Source organism: Acinetobacter sp. DSM 11652 (assembly GCF_900109815.1).
GTDB lineage: Bacteria > Pseudomonadota > Gammaproteobacteria > Pseudomonadales > Moraxellaceae > Acinetobacter.
Window position 1 is genome coordinate 359894 of the sequence record NZ_FOBK01000001.1, and the last position, 22676, is coordinate 382569.

The 22676-nt window shown below is 38.8% G+C and carries 23 protein-coding genes; 6 read left to right on the top strand and 17 right to left on the bottom strand.

Annotation, left to right across the window (positions count from 1 at the left end; genetic code table 11):
- Positions 1-11: 11 nt before the first annotated feature.
- The 4 genes from BMW42_RS01755 (at position 12) to BMW42_RS01770 (ending at position 2672) form a co-directional block, all read left to right on the top strand.
- Complete coding sequence (locus BMW42_RS01755) at positions 12-614, top strand: alpha-E domain-containing protein (RefSeq protein ID WP_092766170.1); 603 nt, start codon at positions 12-14, stop codon at positions 612-614.
- A complete protein-coding gene (locus tag BMW42_RS01760) occupies positions 611-1390 on the top strand; it encodes a transglutaminase family protein (RefSeq protein ID WP_092766171.1) in 780 nt (259 codons plus the stop codon). The genes BMW42_RS01755 and BMW42_RS01760 overlap by 4 nt, the downstream gene beginning before the upstream one ends.
- 25 nt (positions 1391-1415) lie before the next feature.
- Positions 1416-2150, top strand: a complete 735-nt coding sequence (locus tag BMW42_RS01765; RefSeq protein WP_035267625.1) for a peptidase — start codon at positions 1416-1418, stop codon at positions 2148-2150.
- A 78-nt stretch (positions 2151-2228) separates the two neighbouring features.
- Positions 2229-2672: a BLUF domain-containing protein gene (locus BMW42_RS01770; protein ID WP_092766172.1), complete on the top strand. Its 444-nt coding sequence runs from the start codon at positions 2229-2231 to the stop codon at positions 2670-2672.
- A gap of 24 nt (positions 2673-2696) precedes the next feature.
- Here BMW42_RS01770 and alr read toward each other — a convergent pair whose 3' ends face one another.
- The 5 genes from alr to rpsF all read right to left on the bottom strand — a co-directional run bounded on the left by alr (position 2697) and on the right by rpsF (position 6608).
- On the bottom strand, positions 2697-3767 hold the full coding sequence (gene alr / locus BMW42_RS01775; RefSeq protein ID WP_092766173.1) for an alanine racemase: 1071 nt from the start codon (positions 3765-3767) through the stop codon (positions 2697-2699).
- 110 nt (positions 3768-3877) lie between these two features.
- A complete protein-coding gene (gene dnaB / locus BMW42_RS01780) occupies positions 3878-5323 on the bottom strand; it encodes a replicative DNA helicase (protein ID WP_092766174.1) in 1446 nt (481 codons plus the stop codon).
- A 203-nt stretch (positions 5324-5526) separates the two neighbouring features.
- Positions 5527-5973: a 50S ribosomal protein L9 gene (gene rplI, locus BMW42_RS01785; RefSeq protein WP_035267617.1), complete on the bottom strand. Its 447-nt coding sequence runs from the start codon at positions 5971-5973 to the stop codon at positions 5527-5529.
- 9 nt (positions 5974-5982) lie between these two features.
- Positions 5983-6210 (bottom strand): 30S ribosomal protein S18, encoded by a 228-nt coding sequence (rpsR, locus tag BMW42_RS01790; RefSeq protein ID WP_004719336.1) that lies wholly within the window; start codon positions 6208-6210, stop codon positions 5983-5985.
- Between the two features lie 11 nt (positions 6211-6221).
- Entirely contained in the window at positions 6222-6608 is a 387-nt protein-coding gene (rpsF, locus tag BMW42_RS01795) for a 30S ribosomal protein S6 (protein ID WP_035267614.1), read from the bottom strand.
- Between the two features lie 253 nt (positions 6609-6861).
- On the opposite strand from rpsF, the gene BMW42_RS01800 reads away from it, so the two are divergent.
- Complete coding sequence (locus BMW42_RS01800; RefSeq protein WP_092766175.1) at positions 6862-8880, top strand: prolyl oligopeptidase family serine peptidase; 2019 nt, start codon at positions 6862-6864, stop codon at positions 8878-8880.
- 138 nt (positions 8881-9018) lie between these two features.
- Here the strand turns inward: BMW42_RS01800 and cyoE are convergent, their stop codons facing one another.
- From cyoE to ppsA, 7 genes are all read right to left on the bottom strand, one after another.
- The gene (gene cyoE, locus BMW42_RS01805) at positions 9019-9897 is read right to left on the bottom strand and encodes a heme o synthase (protein ID WP_092766176.1); all 879 of its coding nucleotides are present in this window, start codon (positions 9895-9897) and stop codon (positions 9019-9021) included.
- A gap of 10 nt (positions 9898-9907) precedes the next feature.
- Positions 9908-10240, bottom strand: a complete 333-nt coding sequence (cyoD, locus tag BMW42_RS01810) for a cytochrome o ubiquinol oxidase subunit IV (RefSeq protein ID WP_171076771.1) — start codon at positions 10238-10240, stop codon at positions 9908-9910.
- Complete coding sequence (gene cyoC, locus BMW42_RS01815; protein ID WP_035267060.1) at positions 10237-10854, bottom strand: cytochrome o ubiquinol oxidase subunit III; 618 nt, start codon at positions 10852-10854, stop codon at positions 10237-10239. Before cyoC ends, cyoD begins: the two co-directional genes overlap by 4 nt.
- A gap of 4 nt (positions 10855-10858) precedes the next feature.
- Complete coding sequence (gene cyoB, locus BMW42_RS01820) at positions 10859-12847, bottom strand: cytochrome o ubiquinol oxidase subunit I (RefSeq protein WP_035267062.1); 1989 nt, start codon at positions 12845-12847, stop codon at positions 10859-10861.
- 3 nt (positions 12848-12850) lie between these two features.
- Positions 12851-13915, bottom strand: a complete 1065-nt coding sequence (gene cyoA, locus BMW42_RS01825) for a ubiquinol oxidase subunit II (RefSeq protein ID WP_092766177.1) — start codon at positions 13913-13915, stop codon at positions 12851-12853.
- A gap of 289 nt (positions 13916-14204) precedes the next feature.
- Positions 14205-14966: an RDD family protein gene (locus BMW42_RS01830; RefSeq protein WP_092766178.1), complete on the bottom strand. Its 762-nt coding sequence runs from the start codon at positions 14964-14966 to the stop codon at positions 14205-14207.
- Between the two features lie 80 nt (positions 14967-15046).
- Positions 15047-17425 (bottom strand): phosphoenolpyruvate synthase, encoded by a 2379-nt coding sequence (gene ppsA / locus BMW42_RS01835; protein WP_035267067.1) that lies wholly within the window; start codon positions 17423-17425, stop codon positions 15047-15049.
- 155 nt (positions 17426-17580) lie between these two features.
- Between ppsA and BMW42_RS01840 the strand changes: the two genes are divergently transcribed.
- Positions 17581-18417 (top strand): posphoenolpyruvate synthetase regulatory kinase/phosphorylase PpsR, encoded by an 837-nt coding sequence (locus BMW42_RS01840; protein ID WP_035267069.1) that lies wholly within the window; start codon positions 17581-17583, stop codon positions 18415-18417.
- 167 nt (positions 18418-18584) lie between these two features.
- On the opposite strand, the gene BMW42_RS01845 is transcribed toward BMW42_RS01840, so the two are convergent.
- From BMW42_RS01845 to BMW42_RS01865, 5 genes are all read right to left on the bottom strand, one after another.
- Entirely contained in the window at positions 18585-19142 is a 558-nt protein-coding gene (locus tag BMW42_RS01845; protein ID WP_092766179.1) for a flavoprotein, read from the bottom strand.
- Positions 19143-19162: 20 nt separating this feature from the next.
- On the bottom strand, positions 19163-20092 hold the full coding sequence (locus BMW42_RS01850; RefSeq protein ID WP_092766180.1) for a reductase: 930 nt from the start codon (positions 20090-20092) through the stop codon (positions 19163-19165).
- A 289-nt stretch (positions 20093-20381) separates the two neighbouring features.
- Positions 20382-21386: an LLM class flavin-dependent oxidoreductase gene (locus BMW42_RS01855; RefSeq protein WP_092766181.1), complete on the bottom strand. Its 1005-nt coding sequence runs from the start codon at positions 21384-21386 to the stop codon at positions 20382-20384.
- Positions 21387-21517: 131 nt separating this feature from the next.
- Positions 21518-22024 carry a hypothetical protein gene (locus tag BMW42_RS01860; protein WP_092766182.1) on the bottom strand — a complete coding sequence of 169 codons (507 nt, stop codon included), beginning with the start codon at positions 22022-22024 and terminating at the stop codon, positions 21518-21520.
- 201 nt (positions 22025-22225) lie between these two features.
- The gene (locus BMW42_RS01865) at positions 22226-22654 is read right to left on the bottom strand and encodes a glycine zipper 2TM domain-containing protein (protein ID WP_092766183.1); all 429 of its coding nucleotides are present in this window, start codon (positions 22652-22654) and stop codon (positions 22226-22228) included.
- Positions 22655-22676 lie beyond the last annotated feature (22 nt).

Here is a 22676-nt window from a genome sequence, read left to right on the forward strand (position 1 = left end):
AGGAGCTTGTCATGATTATATTAAACAGCAATGCGCAAAATATTTACTGGGTTGGCCGTTATTTATCTCGTATTCAACATTTATGTGGTCAGTTTCCATTTCAAGATGATGTTCAAGCATTGCAGTATGCCCATGCTTTTTGCTTACCTGCTTTTAATGCGTGTTCGCTCAATGAGCTGATTCTGAGTAATGATCAGCCAGCTTCTTTTTTTCAACAATTTGAATATGTGAAAAATAATATTCAAGATTTACGTGGTGTATTGTCAGTTCAGGCTTATTCAGAATTAAAACAGATGGTGGATACAGCGACACAAAATGCAGGATTAATTTGTACTGTTGTTGATGAGTGTAGCGATATTCTAGAAGCTGAAAATGAAGACATTTTTCTGTTTTTTAGTCTAGGACAATATTTCGAAAATCTTGATCGTGAAATAAGATTGAATCAGGATGTTAATTCTACAATCAATTCTTTAAGTGTTGTGATTGAACTGTTGAAGTCTAAAGGATGGGACAGCTTAGATGAGGCTTGGCAACATCTTTTAGCGCATCCAAATGCTAATAGCTTTTACCAATTGAATGATCAGGTGCAATGTTTATTTGAGGTGGATGCATGAAATTGATGATTAATCATCAAACCCATTATCAATATACGGAAACGGCAAAAAATAGTATCCAATATATACGAATGTGTCCTCAATGTAATGCTCACCAAAAAGTAGATGCTTGGTCAGTGAGTATTCCTGGTCATACGGTCGAAGCAAAAGATGCCTTTAATAATATTTGGATCACTTCGACTCAACGCTATGCATATCAAAATTTAAGTATTATGGCGCAGGGCATTATTGAAATCGATACAGTTTCAGAACAAGCTATTGAGTCAGAAGTGCCAGTCGGTATTTTTCTACAAATTACCCCAGCGACTCAATGTGATGCTGAAATGAAAGCTTTTGCAGCTCAGCATGTGAGTAAAAAGACTCGTGATGAATTAAAACATTTAAGTTATGCATTGCTTGAGCATATGCCATATATTTCAGATTCTACTCAAGTGAATACTACGGCAATAGATGCATTCCATCATCAACAAGGGGTATGTCAGGATCATACTCATGTATTTGTAGGTATGTGTAGAGAGCTAAATATTCCTGCGCGTTATGTTTCTGGATATCTTTACGTTCCAGAAATGAGTCATTTGGCGAGCCATGCTTGGGCTGAAGCTTATATAGATGGAGTTTGGTATACATTTGATGTTAGCAATCAGCTCTATACGCCAAGTTCACACATTTATATTGCATTAGGGCGTGATTATTGGGACGTTGCACCTATCAGAGGTGTGCGAGAGGCTGGTGGCGTGGAGAGTATGACGACCATCGTTCAGGTATTACCGTGTTAGAACAAAATTTAGAAGAGAGATTTCAATGACCTATTGTTGTGCTATGCGTTTACGTGATGGCTTAATTTGTATCAGTGACACGCGAACAAATGCAGGTGTAGATCATATCTCTGTCTTTCGTAAACTCTATCTTTTCGGTGTTGAGGGTGAGCGTTTTATCAGTATACAAACTGCGGGTAATTTGGCGACGACACAAGCAGTTATAGGACATTTACAGAATCAGCTAGATTTAAAACACGAACCTAATTTGTATAGTGTGAATAGCATGTTCGAGATGGCTGAATTGGTTGGTCATACTTTAAAGCGTGTCATTATGGATGTGACTACTGATCAACTAGAGCAAAGTAATTATCACTGTACGATTTTACTTTCTGGTCAAATTCAAGGGGAGGATATTCAGTTATATAATATTTATCCTCAGGGTAATTTTATCAATGCGACGTCAGATACGCCCTTTTTTCAGATTGGGGAAAGTAAATACGGTAAACCAATTTTAGATCGTGCATTAAATTACAATACTGAATTAGATGAAGCATTAAGATGCGGTTTAATTTCATTTGATTCAACCCTTAGATCTAATGTTTCTGTGGGCTTACCACTAGATGCATGTATTTATAAAAAAGATAGTTTTGCAATTCCATTGTCTAAACGTATTCATGATGATGATCCATATTTCTCATCAATTAGTAAACTTTGGTCAGATACTTTGCGTCAAGGATTGAACGGTTTGCCACGGCCAACAGAAGACTATTGGCAATAATTTTGCTTTATGATTGAGTTTAGATTAAATTGAGTTGCATTGAATATTAAATCATTACTATAAAAATTAGGGGAAGCAATGCAACAGTTCAGTTATGCGAGTGTGTCGACTGCAGATGCAAGTCGCTTATTGATTGATGTTCGTGAAATCTTGAATGAAGCCCGTCATTTCAATTTTGAGCATAAAATTTCTGGAGCGCTATATTATGCAGATGGGCACTATTTTCAATGTCTAGAGGGTGATGAAACCACACTAGATATATTGTTGCAAAAGCTTCACAAGGATAAACGCCATCATCAAATTCGCCTATTCCAGCGAAAAAATATTGAAAAAAAACAATTTCAAGAATGGTCTATGAAGTTTGTAGGACGACAAAGTCCAGTGAAGCAGGCTTTAATAGATATGGGATTTAGTCAATTTACGCCTACACAGTTTACACAAGATCAAGCTGATTATTTAATTCGATTTTTGACACGCGCTCAGGATACGGATTTTAATGAACTACAACGTAATGCTGTTTAGCATTACGTTGATTTAATTTGCTCATTACATTTTGAGACGCTTCGGACGTTGGCTTAATCGACATAACAACTCATAACCAATCGTACCATTCGCTTCAGCAACATCATCCACTAAACGATGTTTACCCCATAATTCTACTGGATCACCAATTTTTGCGTTGAGATCAGTGACATCTATGGCAATCATATCCATGGCAACTCTGCCAATCACTGGGGTTAATTGACCATCTAGTGAAACCGAATTCTCACGAATAAAAGCTCTTGGATACCCATCACCATATCCGATCGAGACAATTGCTAATTGCATAGGTCGCTGTGCAACAAAGGTTGAGCCATAACCTACAGCTTCACCTGATTGAATGGAGTTAAGTGCAATAATCTCAGCACTAAATGTCATGACAGGTTTTAAATCTAGAGCGTGGACGTCACGATCTGCAAATGGCGTTGCGCCGTACAGCATAATACCAGGACGAACATAGTCAAAATGCAATTCAGGGTATTTATAAATTGCCGCTGAATTACAACATGAAGCTAAAATTGGTGCACAATCTTGTTTTACTTCAAGAAATTGAGATATTTGTTGTTCATTTAAAGGGTGATCAACATCTGCATTAGCAAAATGCATTGCAAGTACACAGGTAAAACCTTCATTTTTTAATTGATGAATAATCGATTTGATTACATCAATTTTGAAGCCTAAGCGGTTCATTCCGCTATTTAGTTTAACCCATACTTTTAGATTTCGGGCGATATAAGCATCTTTAACTTGCAACAACCACTGCAGTTGATGATGATGATGAACGATTACTTCAATATGTTGCTCAATCGCAATTTGCATTTCATCTTCAGAAAAAACACCTTCAATTAAGGTGATAGGTTGTTTAAAACCTAATTCACGTATTTCAAGTGCTTCTTCTAAACATGCAACGCCAAAAGCATCAGACTGGCTCAGTGCGGCTAAGCAGTCTGAGACTCCATGACCATAAGCATTTGCCTTTACCATACTTACAACTTTAGAGTTTGGTGCAAGTTGTTTCACGCGATTTAAATTGTATTGCAATGCGTGTGTGTCAATACAAACCGTTGCTTGGCGCACTCTAATTTACTCCTAGAGGCATGTGGAAAGGTTAAATCTTTTAAACTGAAAAAAGATAATTGTGTTCGATCAATTCGTGCATTCTTAACTAAGAATTGATCAAAGCAAAATTACTCTTCTTCTTGGTTCTGCGCGTAATATTCAGGTGACAAGTTACTAAAACGCGTATATTGACCTTCAAAAGCGAGTCGAACGGTACCAATTGGACCATTACGTTGTTTACCGATAATGATTTCAGCAGTTCCTGCTTCTTTAGATTCTTTGTTATATACCTCATCACGGTAAATGAACATGATCAAATCGGCATCCTGCTCAATTGCTCCAGATTCACGTAAGTCTGACATCACAGGACGTTTATTTGGACGGTTTTCGAGTGAGCGGTTAAGCTGCGAAAGTGCAATCACAGGGCAATGCATCTCTTTCGCCAATGCTTTCAAGCTTCGAGAAATTTCACCAATTTCACCCACACGGTTATCACCCATACCTGGTACTTTCATTAACTGCAGGTAATCGACCATGATGCAACCCAGTTTACCACCGTGTTGTTTCGCGATACGTCTTGCACGTGCGCGCATTTCAGTCGGTGGGAGGGCAGATGAATCATCAATATAAAGATGTTTTTCTTGCAATTGAAGAATCGTTCCCGTGACCTTGTTCCATTCTTCGCCATCTAATTTGCCAGATCGCAAATGTCCTTGATGCACTTTACCAAACGAGGAAATTAAACGCATGGCAATAGAGTCAGCAGGCATCTCCATGGAGAATACGAGAGCAGGAAGGTTGCAATTGAATAGCACACTTTCGACTAAATTCATTGCAAAAGTTGTTTTACCCATTGATGGACGGGCAGCAACGACGATCATATCTCCAGCTTGCATACCTGATGTTTTATTATCAAGCTCCACAAATCCTGTGGTCAGACCTGTAATATTCCCATCAAGTTGTGATAATTCGTTGAGTTTATCGAATACATCTGCGACAACGGTATTAATTGCTTTTGGACCTTGAGCTTTAGCATTGTTATTGTGTTGTTCAGCCAAAGAAAAGATACTGGTCTCAGCTAAATCTAAAATTTCACTGACTTCTCGACCTTTCGTGTCATACGCATTTTGTAGAATTTCATTACCAACTTTGATCATATTTCTCAAAGTTGCAAATTCACGTATTTTATTGGCATAAGTTTCAAGGTTATAAAAGCTTGATGGAGAATCCGCCATCAATTGCATTAAATATTCTTCACCGCCAATCACATCAAGCAGGTTCTGTTTGATTAACCAATCATTGACCAATACGGCATCATAAGGTGAACTTTCTTTAGAAAGTTTTTCAATTGCTCTAAAAATATATTTATGTCGAGTCGCGTAAAAATCATTCTCGGTTAATATATCGCTGACCTGTTCGAATGACTCAGCTACTGTCATGAGTGCGGCAAGAACAGCCTGTTCAATAGCAAGATTGTGCGGAGGCGTACGAAACTCTTTGAGTGCTGAAGATTCACTCTTTAGCAAATCTAACTCAGTGTTATTCGTATTTTTTTTGGCAGTCGCCTGAGACATATAAAACCTTGATTTACAATAATTACGAAAATGAATAGGGGAGACTTATCTTAATGCAAAATGCACAAGCAAGACAGTGCAACAAATAATATCGATAACAAATAAAAAATTAAGTCTAAATTTCAGCTTGCTAAATCAAATTTTATAATTATTAGGGATAAAAAAAGAGCATGCTGATGCATGCTCTTTTTCTTTGCATAAAATTACTCAGATACGATAGTAACGAGAACTTCAGCAACAACATCGTGGTGCAATTGGATTGCGATGTTGAATTCGCCAGTGTGACGAAGTGCACCGTTCGGTAAACGAACTTCAGCACGGTCAACTTCAAGACCAGCATTTGTCAACGCGTCAGCGATGTCACGAGTACCGATAGAACCAAATAGTTTACCTTCGTCACCAGCTTTCGCAGTGATTACGATATTTACTTCGTTCAATTGGTCAGCACGTGCTTGAGCAGCAGCTAATACTTCAGCTTCTTGCTTCTCAAGTTCAGCACGACGAGCTTCAAATGCAGCAGTGTTAGCTTCAGTAGCAGCAACTGCTTTACCTTGAGGGATTAAGTAGTTGCGGCCGTAACCAGCTTTAACTGAAACTTTATCACCTAATTTACCAAGGTTCTTAATGCGTTGTAATAAGATAATATCCACAGCTCAACCTCACTTATGATTGTCAGTGTAAGGAATCAACGCTAAGTAGCGAGCTTGTTTGATAGCAAGAGCTAATTGACGTTGGTAACGAGCTTTAGTACCTGTAATACGGCTAGGAACAATCTTGCCGTTTTCAGTGATGTACTGTTTTAAAGTATCGATATCTTTATAGTCGATATATGTAACGTTCTCAGCTGTAAAGCGGCAGAACTTACGACGACGGTAGAAACGTGCCATTGATGTTCTCCTTATGCTTCAGCAGAGTCTTGAGCTTGTTGTGCTTCTTCACGTTGAGCTTTACGCGCACGTTTTTCTTCAGCACTCTTAGCCAATAAAGACTCTTCAGTGATTGCGTTTTCACGACGAATAATAACGTTACGAAGAATAGCATCGTTGTAACGGAATAATTCTTCCAATTCATTAAGCGTAGTTTGGTTACATTCAACGTTCATTAAAATGTAGTGCGCTTTGTGAATTTTGTTAATTGGGTAAGCCAATTGGCGACGGCCCCAATCTTCAAGACGGTGAATTTGACCTTCAGCATCTTTAATGTGAGAGATATAGCGTTCTACCATACCTACCACTTGATCGCTTTGGTCTGGATGTACCAGAATTACGATTTCGTAGTGACGCATTGTCAGCTCCTTACGGTTTTATGCAGCCTCTAACGCATTTGTTAGAAGCAAGGAGTCACAGCTGAATGTAAACAAACAGTGTGTCGCAAAATTTGCGAAGGTTGGATTCTATGTGTTTTGAACCTAAATTTCAAGTCAATGAGTTGAAATACGAAAATTTTCTGCATTACATATATTCAATGACAGTCTGCTAGATCATTACAATGATTCTAAATACAGTGATGTCTAAATAATTTGCTTAAATAAGAACATAATGACTGATCAATTTTTATATCTTGAAGAGATAAACAGCAAAAAATCATTGGATTGGGTACAGAAAGAAAACACATTAACATCAGAAAAATTAACTCAAAATCAATTTTTTAAAGAGACATATGTTGGTTTGGAGAAAGTTTTATTCGAAGCACAAGCACTTCCATACATTTCTAAAATAGGTGCTTATGTTTATAACTTTTGGCAAGACCACATTAATGTACTAGGAGTTTGGCGTAGAGCATTATTGGAAAACTATCAGAAAGAGGATATTCAATGGGAAACGTTGATTGATTTCGATCAGTTAAGTGCCGATGAGGGCGTGAAGTGGTTTTTTGGTGGCGTTGAAAGGCTAGAGATTGATGATCAGTATTGTCTCGTGTACCTATCAGAAAATGGAGCTGATTCAGTTCAAATTCGAGAATTTAATCTTGCTGAAAGAAACTTTGTCGATGGTGGATTTTTTATTGAATCTGCTAAAACACAAGTTCGCTGGATTAGCCAAAATGAAATATATGTGATGACAGACTTCGGAGACGGCAGTTTAACTTTATCTGGTTATCCAAAAATCGTTAAGAGATGGAAAAGAGATACACCGTTAAATGAAGCAAAGACTGTATTTGAAGTTTTTGATCAGGATTTGTCGGCATTTGCATTTCTAGATCATTGTAAGGGTTATGAAAGACATGTCTTTACTCGAATCATAAACTTTTACGAGAGTGAGTATTTTGTCGGTGAAGAGCAATTTAAATTAAATGTGCCCAAAGATGCGCGTGTTTCTTTCTACCGTAACTTAATGTTGATTGAGTTGAAATCCCATTGGGATATTTCGGCTGGTTATCTAGCGGGTAGTTTAATGTGCATAGATTTTGATGCATTTAAAAATGGAGATCGTGAGTTTGATGTGATTTTCAAGTCTTCTACTTGTAAAACTCTAAGTAATTATACGTTCACTCAGGATTTCCTGATTTTAGACATCATGAAAGATGTGTCCAATTATCTGGAAGTGTATGATATTCAATCAGGGATAAAATTAGTCGACGCAATCTATCCAGATGAGGCATATTCGCAAATAACCATAGATTCAGTCGAAAATTTTAATAACGATGTATTGATATCGATTCAGAGTTTTATAAATCCACCAACACAATATTTGGTCGAACTTGAATCAATGAAAAAACAAAAATTGAAGTCTAAGGCTCATTCAATTGATCAATCACACTATCGAGTTGCGCAACATTTTGCATTGTCAAAAGATGGTACCAAAGTTCCATATTTTCAAATTTCTTTAGAACAATCTCAGTTGAATCACTTACCAGTTTTGATTGAGGGATATGGAGGTTTTGAAGTTTCACTTACACCTAGGTTTTTGGAAAAAGAAATTGAATCGTTAATATCTAAAGGTGTTGTATATGTTATAGCCAATATTAGAGGGGGAAATGAGTATGGCCCTGATTGGCATCAACAAGCATTAAAACATAATCGACATAAGTCATATGAGGATTTTTCTGCAGTTGCACAACACCTTATAGATCGAGGCGTGACTATAAAAGAAAAGCTAGCTGCTATTGGTGGTAGTAATGGTGGATTATTAATGGGGAATATGCTGATGCAATACCCAGATTTATTCAGTGCAATTGTTTGTGAGGTTCCTCTACTCGATATGTTGAGATTTACTCAAATAGGGGCAGGTTATTCGTGGATTGCCGAATACGGAGATCCTTTAGATAGCCAAGATGCAAAATATTTAAAAACCATCTCGCCTTATCATTTGTTGGGCGAATATTTTGAAAGTACAGCTAAATTACCCGCTGTGCTATTTTACACCACAACTACCGATGATCGAGTTACGCCTGCGCATGCCAGAAAAATGGCGGCTAAAATGAAATCTATGAATATTCCAAATGTATATTTTTATGAACAAGTTGATGGTGGGCATAGCATTTTTGCAAATAAGAAACTGAGCGCATTTCATTCAGCTTTAGTCAGTTCATTTTTATTTGAAGTTGGTTTTAGGTGATGAATTAATATTTTCGATTTTAAGTAATTTATGGGTATTCAGTGGAAACTAAATAATAAAGAATCCTTTTTTTGTGTTTATTCTTATTTTAAATGAATCTGTATCAAAATAAAAAAAAGATAGAGGCTTCTCTATCTTTTAAAAAATGACAAGATTGTTTATTGGTGCAGTAGCAGTAAAACTAAAGCAAATACTGATAATCGTAATTAGGAGAACAGAGAATAAGAAATATTTCTTTGCCCATAATTGATCATTTTCAGCTTTAAATCCAATGATATTTAAATATAGCCAATAAACAGTCAATACATTGAGAATTATACAATAAAGCCAATTTGCATAGCCAAATACAAATAAAGCGTTCATTGAAATTGCAAATAGCACAATGTAAAACAGCGATTCGATCTTGGTGCGAACAATCGAGCGCGCAACAGGAAGAATCGGAATACCCGCATTTTTGTAATCATCAAAACGATAAATTGCAATTCCCCATGAGTGAGGCATTTGCCAAAATGCATAACCCAAGAAAATGAGTAGCGCACCTAAATCGAATTGATTCGCGACCGCTGTATATCCAATGACAGGGGGGGCTGCACCAGAAATACTACCGACCACAGTTTGGTGGATCGTTGTTCGTTTTGTCCATAAGCTGTAAAAACCAACATATACGACAAAACCAATAACTGCGAATAAAAAAGCGTACGCATTTACCCAAAACCATAAAATACCAAAACCGAGTATGCCTAACAGCAAAGCAAAAGCTAATGCAATTTGAACAGAAATGGTTTTCTTAACTAACGCACGATTTTGAGTGCGCTGCATTTTTTGGTCGATGTCTTGATCAATAACGTTATTAACCACACATCCAGATGCAACTACGAGGGTAGTGCCAATGAGGGTAAGAAGCAGGAGAAGGAAATCTACTGAACCTTGGGTAGCTACAAAGTAGCCACCCAAAGTGGTAACAAAGTTACCAAAGAGAATTCCTGGCTTAGTCAGGAATAAGTACTTTTTAAACATGACAATCAGTTTAGATCATCATGTTTGAATGTAAGTAGTTCATGATCCATACAGAACCAACTAAAAGAACAGCAATAGTTAGAATTGTATAGATAAATGCAATCACGTTCCAACGTTGCTCTGAAGATGAGTTCATGTGCAAGAAGTAAACTAATTGTACAAGTACCTGAGCAACAGCTGTAATACCGATAACAGCAATAATTGCACCACGGCTGAAGCTATCAGTATTCATTGCCATGTAGAATGGAACTACAGTCAATAAAACAGAAAGTACAAAACCGATTGTGTATTGCTTTACGTTACCGTGTGATGCACCAGCAGCATTATGATCATGACTCATTATAATACTCCCATTAAGTACACTACGCTGAATACGCAGATCCATACGATGTCAAGGAAGTGCCAGAACAAGCTTAGGCAAGCAAGACGACGAGTATTGATTGTAGTCAAACCATATTTTTTGATTTGAATCATCAACACGATCATCCATACCAAACCAGAAGTTACGTGAATACCGTGCGTACCAACTAAAGTAAAGAACGCAGATAAGAACGCACTCACGCTTGGTCCATGACCAGCATGAACTAAATGATTAAATTCATAAAGTTCCATGCCGATGAAGATTGCACCGAATACAAATGTAACTGCTAACCAAGCTAGAACTTGACCAACATTTTTCTTGTAAGAAGCAAGTACCGCAAAACCAAATGTCACTGATGAAATCAAAAGTGCGAAAGTTTCAGTTAAAACGAAACCTAAAGAATCTGCAAAAAGATCCTTTGCACTTGGAGTGCCAGGTGGAATATGACTGCTTAATACAGCGAACGCGATGAAGAGTGTACCGAATAAAATCAAGTCACTCATCAAGTAAGTCCAAAAACCAAAGACCGTGATGTCTGTATCATCGTGATGATGTTCATCATGCTCGTGGTTTTCGTGATGAAGTACTTCAGCCATATCCTTAGTCCTTCTTCAAGTGTTTTTCGAGTAACGCATAACGTTCGTTTTCAATACGTTCTACTTCAGCAGCTGGAACATAGTAATCCACTTTCTTCGTGAATGAGCTCCAGATAAAGCCAATGATTGCAGAAACGAAAGAAACAATCGCTAACCACCAAATGTGCCAGATAAGTGCAAAGCCCATAACAGTGATGATCAGTGCAATAAGTACACCCGCAGCACGGTTAGTTGGCATATGAACATCTTCATATTTAGCAGGACGTGCGTAAGCTACACCATTTTCTTTGTCAGTCCAGAAGCGGTCGATACCGTTCGCTTGAGGCAGTACTGCAAAGTTATAGAATGGAGCTGGAGATGAAGTCGCCCATTCAAGCGTACGTGCATCCCATGGATCGCCTGTAACGTCACGAGTTTGTTCGCGTTGTAAGAAACCAACAATGATTTGCATGATGAAACAAGCAATACCAATTGCGATTAATACAGCACCGAATAATGCGATACCAACATATGGATCCCAGTCTGGGTTGTCATACGAGTTTAGACGACGAGTCATACCCATGAAACCTAGGATATACAATGGCATGAACGCGAAGTAGAAACCGAAGAACCAGAACCAGAAGCATGCTTTGCCCCAGAATTCACTTAACTGCCAACCGAACATTTTCGGCCAGTAGAAAGTAATACCAGCAAACATACCAAATACAACACCACCAATAATTACGTTATGGAAGTGAGCGATTAAGAATAGTGAGTTGTGTACAAGGAAGTCCGCAGGTGGAACCGCCATAAGTACACCAGTCAAACCACCGATACCGAAAGTCACTAAGAAGCCAACTGTCCAGTACATTGGTGATGTGAAGGTAATACGACCCTTATACATTGTGAATAACCAAGAGAAGATTTTCACACCTGTAGGAATCGCAATAATCATGGTCATGATACCGAAGAACGCGTTAACGTTGGCACCTGAACCCATTGTAAAGAAGTGGTGTAACCATACTACGAATGCAAGAACTGTAATCGCGATCGTTGCATATACCATTGATTTGTAACCAAACAATGTCTTACGAGAGAATACAGAAGTAATCTCAGAGAATAGACCGAATGCAGGTAGGATCAAGATATAAACTTCTGGGTGACCCCATGTCCAAATCAAGTTTACATACAACATTGGGCTACCACCCATGTCATTTGTAAAGAAGTGGAAACCGAAATAACGGTCAAGCGTTAACATTGCAATTGTTGCAGTCAACACTGGGAATGATGCGATGATCAATACTGCAGTACATAAAGATGTCCACGTAAAGATCGGCATATCCATAAGACCCATGCCAGGAGCACGCATTTTAATGATGGTAACGAAGAAGTTAACACCAGTAAGAAGTGTTCCAAGACCAGAGATCTGAAGTGCCCAGATATAGTAGTCAACACCAACACCAGGAGAGTATTCGATACCTGAAAGAGGGGGGTAAGCCATCCAACCAGTTGCAGCAAACTCACCAAGCGCAAGAGAAACCATCATCAAACCAGCAGCACCAGCGAATAACCAGAAGCTTAAAGAGTTTAATAATGGGAATGCTACGTCACGCGCACCAATTTGTAGTGGAACAGAAATGTTCATCATACCCACTACAAGACCCATCGCTACGAAGAAAATCATGATTACACCGTGTGCGGTGAAAATCTGGTCGTAGTGTTCAGGGTGCAGATAGCCTTCGCCGCCGCCTTTTGCAAGGAACAATTGAAGACGCATCATAATCGCATCCGCGAAACCACGTAATAACATGATCACAGAAACGATAAGGTACATAATACCAATTTTTTTATGGTCTACAGATGTGAACCATTCGTTCCACAAGTAGCCCCATTTTTTGAAATAAGTGATACCGGCAAATACTGCAATACCACCTAAAATCATCATTAACACTGTTACCTGTACGATTGGATCGTACGGGATAGCATCTACACTTAACTTACCTAAGAAGCTCATGTCTTATTCCCCTACAACTGAAGAAGCAGGTTCAGCATTTACATCAGCAGCTACAGCATGACCTTCAGCTTTAGCTGAGTGATCCGCACCGTGGTAGTTTGCCATGTATTTGTTGATAATTGATTCAAACAAGCCTTTTTCAACAGAAGAGTAGTAAGTCACAGGATGAGGATGTGCCTTATATGGACCTTCTTTTTGAGCAATTTCAGCTTGTTGCTTCTCTAGATCGGTTTTAGCGTTACGAACCATCGCAGCGATTTGTTTCTCTGAACGGTTACCATCACGCAAGGTTGCAAATTCAGCTTGGTCTAAAACTGTTTTTTGAACAGCTTCAGGGTTAATTGAAGTACCGTTACCAGCTTTTACTGCAGACACCCATTCAGCAAACTTAGCTTCTGAAACAGAATGAGCTTGGAAGCGCATTTGTGTGAAACCATAGCCTGAATAGTTCGAAGAGAAACCACGGTATACACCTTCATTATCCGCAAGGACGTGAAGTTGAGTTTGCATACCCGCCATTGCATAAATCTGACCCGCTAACTGAGGAATGAAGAAAGAGTTCATTGTGAAGTTAGAGGTGATATTGAAATTAATCGGAGTTTTTTCTGGGAAACGAACTTCGTTAACTGTTGCAATTTCTTGTTCAGGGTAAACAAAAACCCATTTAAACTGTTCAGCAATAACTTGAATAGTTAAATGTGATTTCTCTGATTCTAGCGGACGATAAGGGTCATACTTGTGTGAGCCCCACCATGTTAAATACGCTAAAATACCAATAATAATACACGGGATACCCCACACTACGATTTCAATAATAGTAGAGTGTGCCCATGTAGGTTTATAGTCTGCATCTTTATTTGACGCACGATATTTCCAACTAAACCATAAAGCCATCAATGCTGATGGAATTACTACCAATAGCATGAGGTAGATCGCAGTCATCATAAGATCAGACTGACCTTGTGCTACTGGACCTTTTGAGTTTAGAAGTACCATATCACCGCCACACCCTGTTAAGAGCACGGCAAGCGTTGATAAAGACAATACAGCTAAAATTGTTTGTCTCATTTTACAACCTCGGTGAAGAGTCCCATTCCCTAATAAAATTATGGGATAGCGATTATAGTGTCACATGATTGAAAAACAGAAAATTACATTTACTGAATTTCAGTCATATGACACCGCTACGTTGTAGGGCATTATGCCCTATAACGACCAACTAAGCTATATGTAAAGTGCCTTTAAATATAAGGATTAAACCCAATTTGTTTGGTCGGAATTGGTTGAAGAATTGATTACTTTTGATGTGAAAACAGAGGCAAAACAAAGGGGAGCATTTGCTCCCCTAAGATAAAAATTATCGTTTTATGACTTTAGTCTTTGCTAATTTATCGTGCAAAGTTTGTCTTTTTTGACTTAGACCGAAGGCATGATCAATGATGGTAATGAATGGCATAAAGAGTAAATTCAATACAATAAAAATCACACTACGCAATGTGAATGCGCGCATTAAGTTCACTTGCTGTCCATTTTCAGCATCAACAATTTGAATTTTTGCTACTTTTTTACCTAAACTTTGACCACTTTTCGCAATTAAAAATGCTTGAGCAGCTAGCATTAATACAATGTAAACCAACATTGCTTGCCAAGCTTCCATTGGAATCAGTGTAAATAACTGTTCCTGTAATTTGATTGCTTGATCTGATGAGCTAGCATTCTGCATTTTTTGCTGAAGTTCAGTCAATTGAGCAACTTGTTCTTCCTGCATAAAGAATGAAGGAATCACCATGGCAGGCAACCACAGCGCCAGATCAACGAGTTTAGCTAAAAATCGTGATCCAATTGAGGCAAGTTCTTGCTGTGCAGTATTCTTTTGAACATTGACACTCGAAATTGAAGGATTTGAATAGCTTTGTTGTGCTGGTGGAGTGGGTTGATAGCCTTCAGGTTGGTAATATAATTTTCCTTGAGTGAGTTCACCTAAAGCTTTCCATTCAGTCATACCTTGATGCCAGACCAAGTCTGTGAGTAAAACTTGTTGGCTCGAGAGCATTTGATTTAACTGCTCTACCGTATACGGTCCAGCTTGTTGATTATTTCTCGCCAAGTAAATTTGCATAAACCTAATTTCTCAAAAATTACTAAAAATAATGGGGTAAAAAAAAGACCCATGAATGGGTCTTTTTTTAACATAGTTTATTAAGCTTGTTTAGTCTTTTCTTCAGATAAGAAGAACCATGTATCTAAAACTGAGTCTGGGTTGAGTGAAACAGATTCGATACCTTGTTCCATTAACCAACGAGCAAGATCTGGGTGGTCTGATGGTCCTTGACCACAAATACCCACATATTTACCTGCCTTACGACATGCATGAATCGCCATTGAAAGAAGAGCTTTTACTGCTGGATCACGTTCATCAAATAAATGAGAAACGATACCTGAGTCACGGTCAAGCCCAAGCGTTAACTGAGTTAAGTCATTTGAACCGATTGAGAAGCCATCAAAATGCTCTAAGAATTGTTCAGCAAGTAGAGCATTGGTTGGTAATTCACACATCATGATCACTTTAAGACCATTTTCACCACGTTTTAAGCCATTTGCAGCAAGAAGTTCAATAACACGTTTTGCTTCAGCAACTGTGCGGACGAATGGGATCATGATTTGAATGTTAGTTAGACCCATTTCATCACGAACTTTCTTCAATGCACGGCATTCTAATTCGAAGCAGTCACGGAAGTTGTCAGAAACATAACGGCTTGCACCACGGAAGCCCAACATCGGGTTTTCTTCTTCAGGTTCGTATAACTTACCACCGATTAAGTTCGCATATTCATTTGATTTGAAGTCTGACATACGTACGATGACAGGTTTATCAGCAAATGCAGCAGCAAGTGTAGAAATACCTTCAACGAGTTTTTCAACGTAGAATTCAATCGGTGAAGAGTAACCTGCAGTACGGGTCATCACAGCTGCACGTGTTTCGCGAGGTAAGCTGTCAATATTGAGTAATGCTTTAGGGTGAACACCAATCATACGGTTGATGATGAACTCTAGACGTGCAAGACCAATACCTTCGTTTGGAATTTGAGCGAAGTCAAATGCACGATCAGGGTTACCAACGTTCATCATGATTTTGAACGGAAGTGTTGGCATAGATTCAATCGAGTTACGTTGAACTTCGAAATCTAAAGCGCCTTCGTAAATGAAACCTGTATCGCCTTCAGCACATGAAACAGTTACTTCTTGACCATCAACAAGTACTTCTGTTGCGTTACCACATCCAACAATCGCTGGAACACCGAGTTCACGTGCAATAATCGCGGCATGACAAGTACGACCACCACGGTTTGTAACGATCGCAGCAGCACGTTTCATAACTGGTTCCCAATCAGGATCGGTCATGTCAGAAACAAGAACGTCGCCATCTTGGACTTTGTCCATCTCTTTGATTGAATTAACAATACGTACTTTACCAGAACCGATACGTTGACCGATTGAGCGACCTTCACAAAGAACTGTACCTTTTTGTTTTAATAGGTAGCGTTCCATTGTGCCGACATTCTCACGGCTTTTCACAGTTTCAGGACGTGCTTGAACAATGTAAATTTGACCGTCATCACCGTCTTTCGCCCATTCGATATCCATTGGCGCACCATAGTGTTGCTCAATGATTAACGCCTGCTTAGCAAGTTCTTGTAATTCTTGATCATTTAAAGCAAATTGTTGGCGCTCAGTTTTTTCAACATCCACAACAACAACTGATTTACCTGCAGAGCCTTCTTCACCGTAGATCATTTTTTGGTGTTTAGAGCCGAGGTTACGACGCAATACTGCGTGTTTACCTGCATTTAAAAGTGGCTTAGATAAATAGAATTCATCAGGGTTTACAGCACCCTGTACGACCATTTCGCCTAAACCGTAAGATGCAGTAATGAATACAACGTCACGGAAACCAGATTCAGTGTCCAGTGTAAACATTACACCAGCAGCACCAGTTTCTGAGCGAACCATACGTTGCACACCAGCAGAAAGAGCAACGATGTCATGATCGAAGTTTTGGTGTACACGGTAAGCAATTGCGCGGTCGTTATAAAGTGAAGCAAAAACTTCCTTAATCGCGATTAAGACGTTGTCAATACCGCGGATGTTTAGGAAAGTCTCTTGTTGTCCTGCAAAAGATGCGTCTGGTAAATCTTCTGCAGTCGCAGATGAACGAACGGCAACCGCGATCTCAGGGTTGCCGTTAGAAAGAGTTGCGAATGCATCACGAACTTCTTTTTCAAGTGCTGGAGTAAGCGGAGTATCAACGATCCATTGACGGATTTTAGCACCAGTTTCAGCAAGTGCATTTACGTCGTCAACATTGAGTTGTTTGAGCTCGGCTGAAATTTTGGCATTTAGACCACTTTGCTCAAGGAATTCACGGTAAGCTGCAGCAGTTGTTGCAAAACCACCTGGAACTGATACACCAGCATTTGCTAAATGGCTGATCATTTCGCCTAGAGATGAGTTTTTACCGCCCACGATTTCTACGTCGTGTTTACCTAATTTTTCCAGACCGATTACGCGTGCTTCCAAAGTTGTTACTCCACTTTTGCAGTATTAATCACTATCTTGGCATGATATTTTTCTGTGAAAACTTAGCAAACTTTCATTACTAAGCGACAGTCATGTAAGATCGGTTTACTATAAAGATTATATAGTACTTAGACAAATATTTGAGGATTAATTTAATGGCAGAAAGTAAAGATATTAAACGAAGTGTTTTTTTTATTTCCGATGGTACTGCCATTACGGCTGAAACACTCGGGCATTCTTTATTGGCTCAATTTCCTCATGTCGATTTTGATATTCATATCATTCCGTATATCACTACAGAAGAAGCCGCAATGAACGTCGTTGCAGAGATTAACGCGCGCGCAGAGTCTGATGGCCAACAACCTCTTGTCTTTGATACTCTTGTGGATCCCTATGTTCGGGATATCATCAATACGGCAAATGCGGTTAATTTAGATGTGTTTGAAGGGTTAATTAGTAAGCTATCTGAGGTGCTTGGAACAGCCCCTACAACTTTAGTCGGACAAACGCATGCTGTGACTGATTCTGAGTCTTATAAGGCACGTATTGATGCTGTGCATTTCGCGCTGGATAATGATGATGGCGCACGTACAAGACACTATGATAAAGCGGACTTAATTTTGATAGGAGTGTCGCGTTCTGGTAAAACACCGACCTCAATTTATTTGTCATTACAATTTGGTATTCGAGTTGCGAACTATCCGTTAACTGAAGAAGATTTGGATGACAACCGTTTGCCAGCAGTTTTACGTCCACATAAGCATAAATTGTTTGGATTAATGATTGATGCTGATCGTTTGGTGGCAATTCGATCTGAACGCAAAGCCAACAGTCGTTATGCAAGTTTTAGCCAATGTCAGATGGAATTGCGTGCAATCGAAGGTATTTATATTTCTGAAGGGATTAAATATCTAAATGTTTCAGAAATGTCGATTGAAGAAATCTCAACACGAGTATTGCAAATGACTGGCTTAAAACGTCGGATTGGTTAAATCTGTAAATCTAATTTAAAAAAAAGAAGCACTAGCTGTGCTTCTTTTTTATTAAGAGATTAATCGTCATAAATACTCATAAAATTCAAAAATTATATAATTCAAGTGTCTATAATTTCATCATAAAATGTCATTTAGAATCGCATTTATCTACAAAATGATGATCACTATTCGTACGTTGTAATAATAATATCTACTAAGTGTTCGATTCCTTCCATACTTTGAACGGCATTTTCAGTAATTTTCACGACTGGCCATGTGATCAATTTACAGTTTTCTCGCTGTAAGGCGTTGTAATAATGATCGGATTTAAAAAATATTTTTTGCGACGAAGCTGGATTTGGCATCAATTGTCTTTTTAACCAAGTATCTGAAATCTGAGAATCTAAATAGCGTATTGCCAATGTCGTCTTAATTCGCTGATTAAATAATCGTTTATTTTTAGCGATGAGGGGATGAGCAATAATTTTTTGAATCCCTTTTTCAGTGTGTGGCAAAACGAAATGAGGTGTCATTTGAAATACTTTGACGAATAGTGCATTTTGACAAACCACATCTAAATGTGAAACTGACATTTGATTGGCACCAATAATCGCGACCTTTAATCCTGAAAAATCGGTTTGTTTTATGTCCTCAGCTGAGATAATTTTTCCTTTAAAGTTGGAAAAATACTCAGCTTCATTATGAAAGAACGAATCCGTGTGGGCTTTATTCCTTTTTTTCATTTCTGTACCTAATTATTGTTTTAGTGGGTTGCTTTTGGTTCTGCAGTTAATTCATATATCCAAGAAGGGATTTTAGGTAAAGATTTTTCTGGAATCTTATCAGTCATTTTTACCATGGTGTCGACAGGGATATGAAACCATTTATTACGTCGGTTCATGGCACTTCGTGCATGGAAGTTAATAATTTGATACCAAGGATTACGACGACCTTCTGCAGTACGTCCACCTATTCGAGCAAATTTGTGCATCGCTGTATAAAGCTTTTCTTCTGGCAGACCGAGTTTAATCACATTATCACGCATTTTATTAATGAGTGGTAAGTAGGCAAGAATACCGAGTAATAAACGTGGATCTACAACTCGCGCTGCCATTTTAGAAAGCTCAATAAAGGTTTTATTGTAGCCTTGATCTTCCATGACACTAAATCCAACACCTAAATGACGAGCTTCATCACCATTAATCAGTTCAAAAGCTTGATGACAAACTGGGTCTTCTACAGTATCCAATAGGAATGTACAAAGTGCGCCATCAAGAGCGACTTCCAGCATCGGAATGACAGCACCTAGAATATAGAAGGGCATTTCATCAGCATAAGTGTCGAGCCATTCGATGATCAGTCTTAAATTTTTATTGGGTTTAGGAATATCGCCTTCAAGCATACCCCATCTTTTCATCAGTGCCATTTCGGCATTGGCATGACGCTGTTCCTCAGCGTGGAAAATGGCATACATTTCGCGAAGCGTATCTGTCGGTGCTTTTTTTGACATCGCAGAAAATGCACGAGCACCTACATGTTCGATCCACATTAGATCAGCCATAAAATCTTTAAGCTTGGGCCACTGTTCTGCGGTGACTAATTCTTTGCCAGGAGCATCCCAGTCAATATCCGAGAGTGTCCATTGAGTATGTTTTACTTTATCCAACATTTTTTCTAAGTCGATAGAGGCCATGTTATACATCCGTATTTATTTTTTAATCATGAAATTTTATCGCTTAAAAATGTGATGTGTTTTGCAGAAGTGCTTATTTTAGTTTGATATAAAATGCCAAATTTTAAGTATTTGATTGTGAATAATTAATATTGTTGGTTACAAGAATTTTTTCATTGGAATAGTCTTTTAGGGACATTTGATGTCATTCATTGCCAATAGTTGTTTGACAAACTCAAGAAATGAAAGAGTAATTAATTATAGGTTTGAAATCAAAACCATTACTCAATCATTTCAGGATTTTTTTGATCTAAGCATTTTGCTTAATTTGCATTAAATACTCAAAGTTTTGAATGCGTTTGTCTGTATCGTAGATATCACAGGTAAAAATAAACTCATCTACATCATAAGGCACCAGTAGTTGTTCAAGACCTTGTTTCACTGTTTCTGGTGATCCGATTTGAGCCATTGCGTAAAAATTGTCAACTGACATCTTTTCTGGAGCAGAACAAATTCCATCCATTGATTTAACTGGAGGTTTGAGTTTTAAGCTTTGCCCACGCATTAAGCCTAATACACGTTGATAAGCGCTAGTAGCCAAGTATTCAGCTTCTTCATCAGTGTCAGCTACAACAGTTGGAACGCCCATTGATACATAAGGACGATCCAAATATTCAGAAGGTTCGAAGTTTTCTCTGTAAAGTTGAATCGCTTGACCCAGCATGCGAGGGGCAAAGTGAGAGGCAAAAGAATAAGGTAAGCCAAGTTTTGCTGACAATTGTGCGCTAAATAAGCTAGAACCTAACAGCCATACGGGAACATGTGTTCCTTGACCTGGTGTCGCTTTGATTCTTTGATGTGGCGATGGATCTCCCAAATAGCTCAAAATCTCGAGCACGTCTTGTGGAAATTGATCTTCAGTCTCTTGACGACCTCGGCGTAAGGCACGCATGGTCAATTGATCTGTACCTGGTGCGCGTCCTAGTCCGAGCTCAACTCGATCAGGATAAAGCGTTGCTAGTGTTCCAAATTGTTCTGCTACAACAAGTGGTGCATGATTAGGCAGCATGATTCCGCCAGAACCTACTTTTAAAGAGGAGGTGTTAGCAAGGATATAGCCTAATAACACAGCTGTAGCTGAGCTAGCGATACCATCCATATTATGGTGTTCTGCAAGCCACAGTCGTTTAAAACCCAATTGTTCGATTTTTTGTGCTAACTCCAAAGCATGCTGTAGTGAAAAAGCAATCGTTTTATCATCACGTACAGGAGCGAGTTCCAATACTGAAAACTCGATATCTTTTAAGCTTCGCATAACTTTCTACTCTTTTGAACACTCATAAAGATGTTAATACGAACTCGAGTACTTGTATATTGAAAAAAAACGATATAAGTGTAAATAAAAAAGCGCTCTAGGTTGAGCGCTTGAATTTTAAGAGTTTGGAATTAGCGTTTACCGTTTTTATACCAGCCTAAATGACGACCATTGTCACTTCTGTAATTACGGTCATTATAACGATAGTTTGAATTGCGATAACCGCTTTCACGGCGATCATAACGATCTCTATAGTCATCTTCGCGACGATCTTCAGCCACTTTTTTACCTAAAACTGAACCACCAGCTGAACCTAATGCAGCCCCAGCATAACCAGCATTTGTTCCGCCCATATTATTACCAACGGTGTAACCACCAGCACCACCTAATGCTGCACCAATTGCAGCAGCATTACGATCTTTTTTATTCGCTGATGCAGCTGCGCCACCAGCACCACCAATCGCTGATCCGATCATTGCTCCAGTCGAGCCACCCATTTGTTGACCAATCGCAGCACCAACGACTCCACCTAAAGCAGATGTGAGGGCAACTCTAGACGAACTATCAGCATAAGCAGTTGTTGTACTCAAGGCCGCAGTTGCGATCGCAGCAGCAAATAACTTTGAATTGAATTTCATGGGGAACTCCTTGTCGAAGTCTTATATTGGATGGTTTTAATTTAATCCAAATTTCTGCAATCATTTTGGAGAGCAAGTTGCTGGTTTGTATTTTTCTCTCCCTAATTTATCCATAATTAATTTGTTAATAAAAAAATGCGCCCTAAGGCGCATCGAGGTGAATACAGAGTATTCAAAGGGGAAACTAACAATCAGATTATATTAACGACGGCTATGTTTTTTCTTTTTCCATTTACGATCTTGACGTGAATCATATGCTTTGTCTTTCGCAATTTTGTTACCAAGAGCAGCACCACCAGCAGCACCTAAAGCAGAGCCGATATAACCGCCATTGGTTCCACCCATACTATTACCTACGGTATAACCCGCACCGCCACCTAATGCACCACCAATAGCAGATTCAGTACGGTTACGTTTATTACTAGCAACAGCAGCACCACCAGCACCACCAAGTGCTGCACCTAAAGTTGCACCTGTTGTACCACCCATGTTTTTACCAATTGCTGTACCTGCTACACTACCTAAAGCACTCGCAGCAGCGACACGCGCTGTACTGTCTGCATGTGCAGATACCGTGAACATTGATGCAGTGGCTAAGGTGGCTGACATTAATAGGGTATTCAATTTCATGTGTGACTCCATGTCCTTGTTC

Coding starts and splice junctions, on each gene's coding strand:
- BMW42_RS01855 (WP_092766181.1), bottom strand. CDS start 21,386: ATGCGAAGCTTAAAAGATATCGAGTTTTCAGTATTGGAACTCGCTCCT.
- BMW42_RS01800 (WP_092766175.1), top strand. CDS start 6,862: ATGACTGATCAATTTTTATATCTTGAAGAGATAAACAGCAAAAAATCA.
- dnaB (WP_092766174.1), bottom strand. CDS start 5,323: ATGTCTCAGGCGACTGCCAAAAAAAATACGAATAACACTGAGTTAGAT.
- BMW42_RS01860 (WP_092766182.1), bottom strand. CDS start 22,024: ATGAAATTCAATTCAAAGTTATTTGCTGCTGCGATCGCAACTGCGGCC.
- BMW42_RS01770 (WP_092766172.1), top strand. CDS start 2,229: ATGCAACAGTTCAGTTATGCGAGTGTGTCGACTGCAGATGCAAGTCGC.
- cyoE (WP_092766176.1), bottom strand. CDS start 9,897: ATGTTTAAAAAGTACTTATTCCTGACTAAGCCAGGAATTCTCTTTGGT.
- cyoC (WP_035267060.1), bottom strand. CDS start 10,854: ATGGCTGAAGTACTTCATCACGAAAACCACGAGCATGATGAACATCAT.
- cyoB (WP_035267062.1), bottom strand. CDS start 12,847: ATGAGCTTCTTAGGTAAGTTAAGTGTAGATGCTATCCCGTACGATCCA.
- cyoA (WP_092766177.1), bottom strand. CDS start 13,915: ATGAGACAAACAATTTTAGCTGTATTGTCTTTATCAACGCTTGCCGTG.
- BMW42_RS01760 (WP_092766171.1), top strand. CDS start 611: ATGAAATTGATGATTAATCATCAAACCCATTATCAATATACGGAAACG.
- BMW42_RS01865 (WP_092766183.1), bottom strand. CDS start 22,654: ATGAAATTGAATACCCTATTAATGTCAGCCACCTTAGCCACTGCATCA.
- rpsR (WP_004719336.1), bottom strand. CDS start 6,210: ATGGCACGTTTCTACCGTCGTCGTAAGTTCTGCCGCTTTACAGCTGAG.
- BMW42_RS01840 (WP_035267069.1), top strand. CDS start 17,581: ATGGCAGAAAGTAAAGATATTAAACGAAGTGTTTTTTTTATTTCCGAT.
- rpsF (WP_035267614.1), bottom strand. CDS start 6,608: ATGCGTCACTACGAAATCGTAATTCTGGTACATCCAGACCAAAGCGAT.
- BMW42_RS01830 (WP_092766178.1), bottom strand. CDS start 14,966: ATGCAAATTTACTTGGCGAGAAATAATCAACAAGCTGGACCGTATACG.
- BMW42_RS01845 (WP_092766179.1), bottom strand. CDS start 19,142: ATGAAAAAAAGGAATAAAGCCCACACGGATTCGTTCTTTCATAATGAA.
- BMW42_RS01765 (WP_035267625.1), top strand. CDS start 1,416: ATGACCTATTGTTGTGCTATGCGTTTACGTGATGGCTTAATTTGTATC.
- BMW42_RS01850 (WP_092766180.1), bottom strand. CDS start 20,092: ATGGCCTCTATCGACTTAGAAAAAATGTTGGATAAAGTAAAACATACT.
- BMW42_RS01755 (WP_092766170.1), top strand. CDS start 12: ATGATTATATTAAACAGCAATGCGCAAAATATTTACTGGGTTGGCCGT.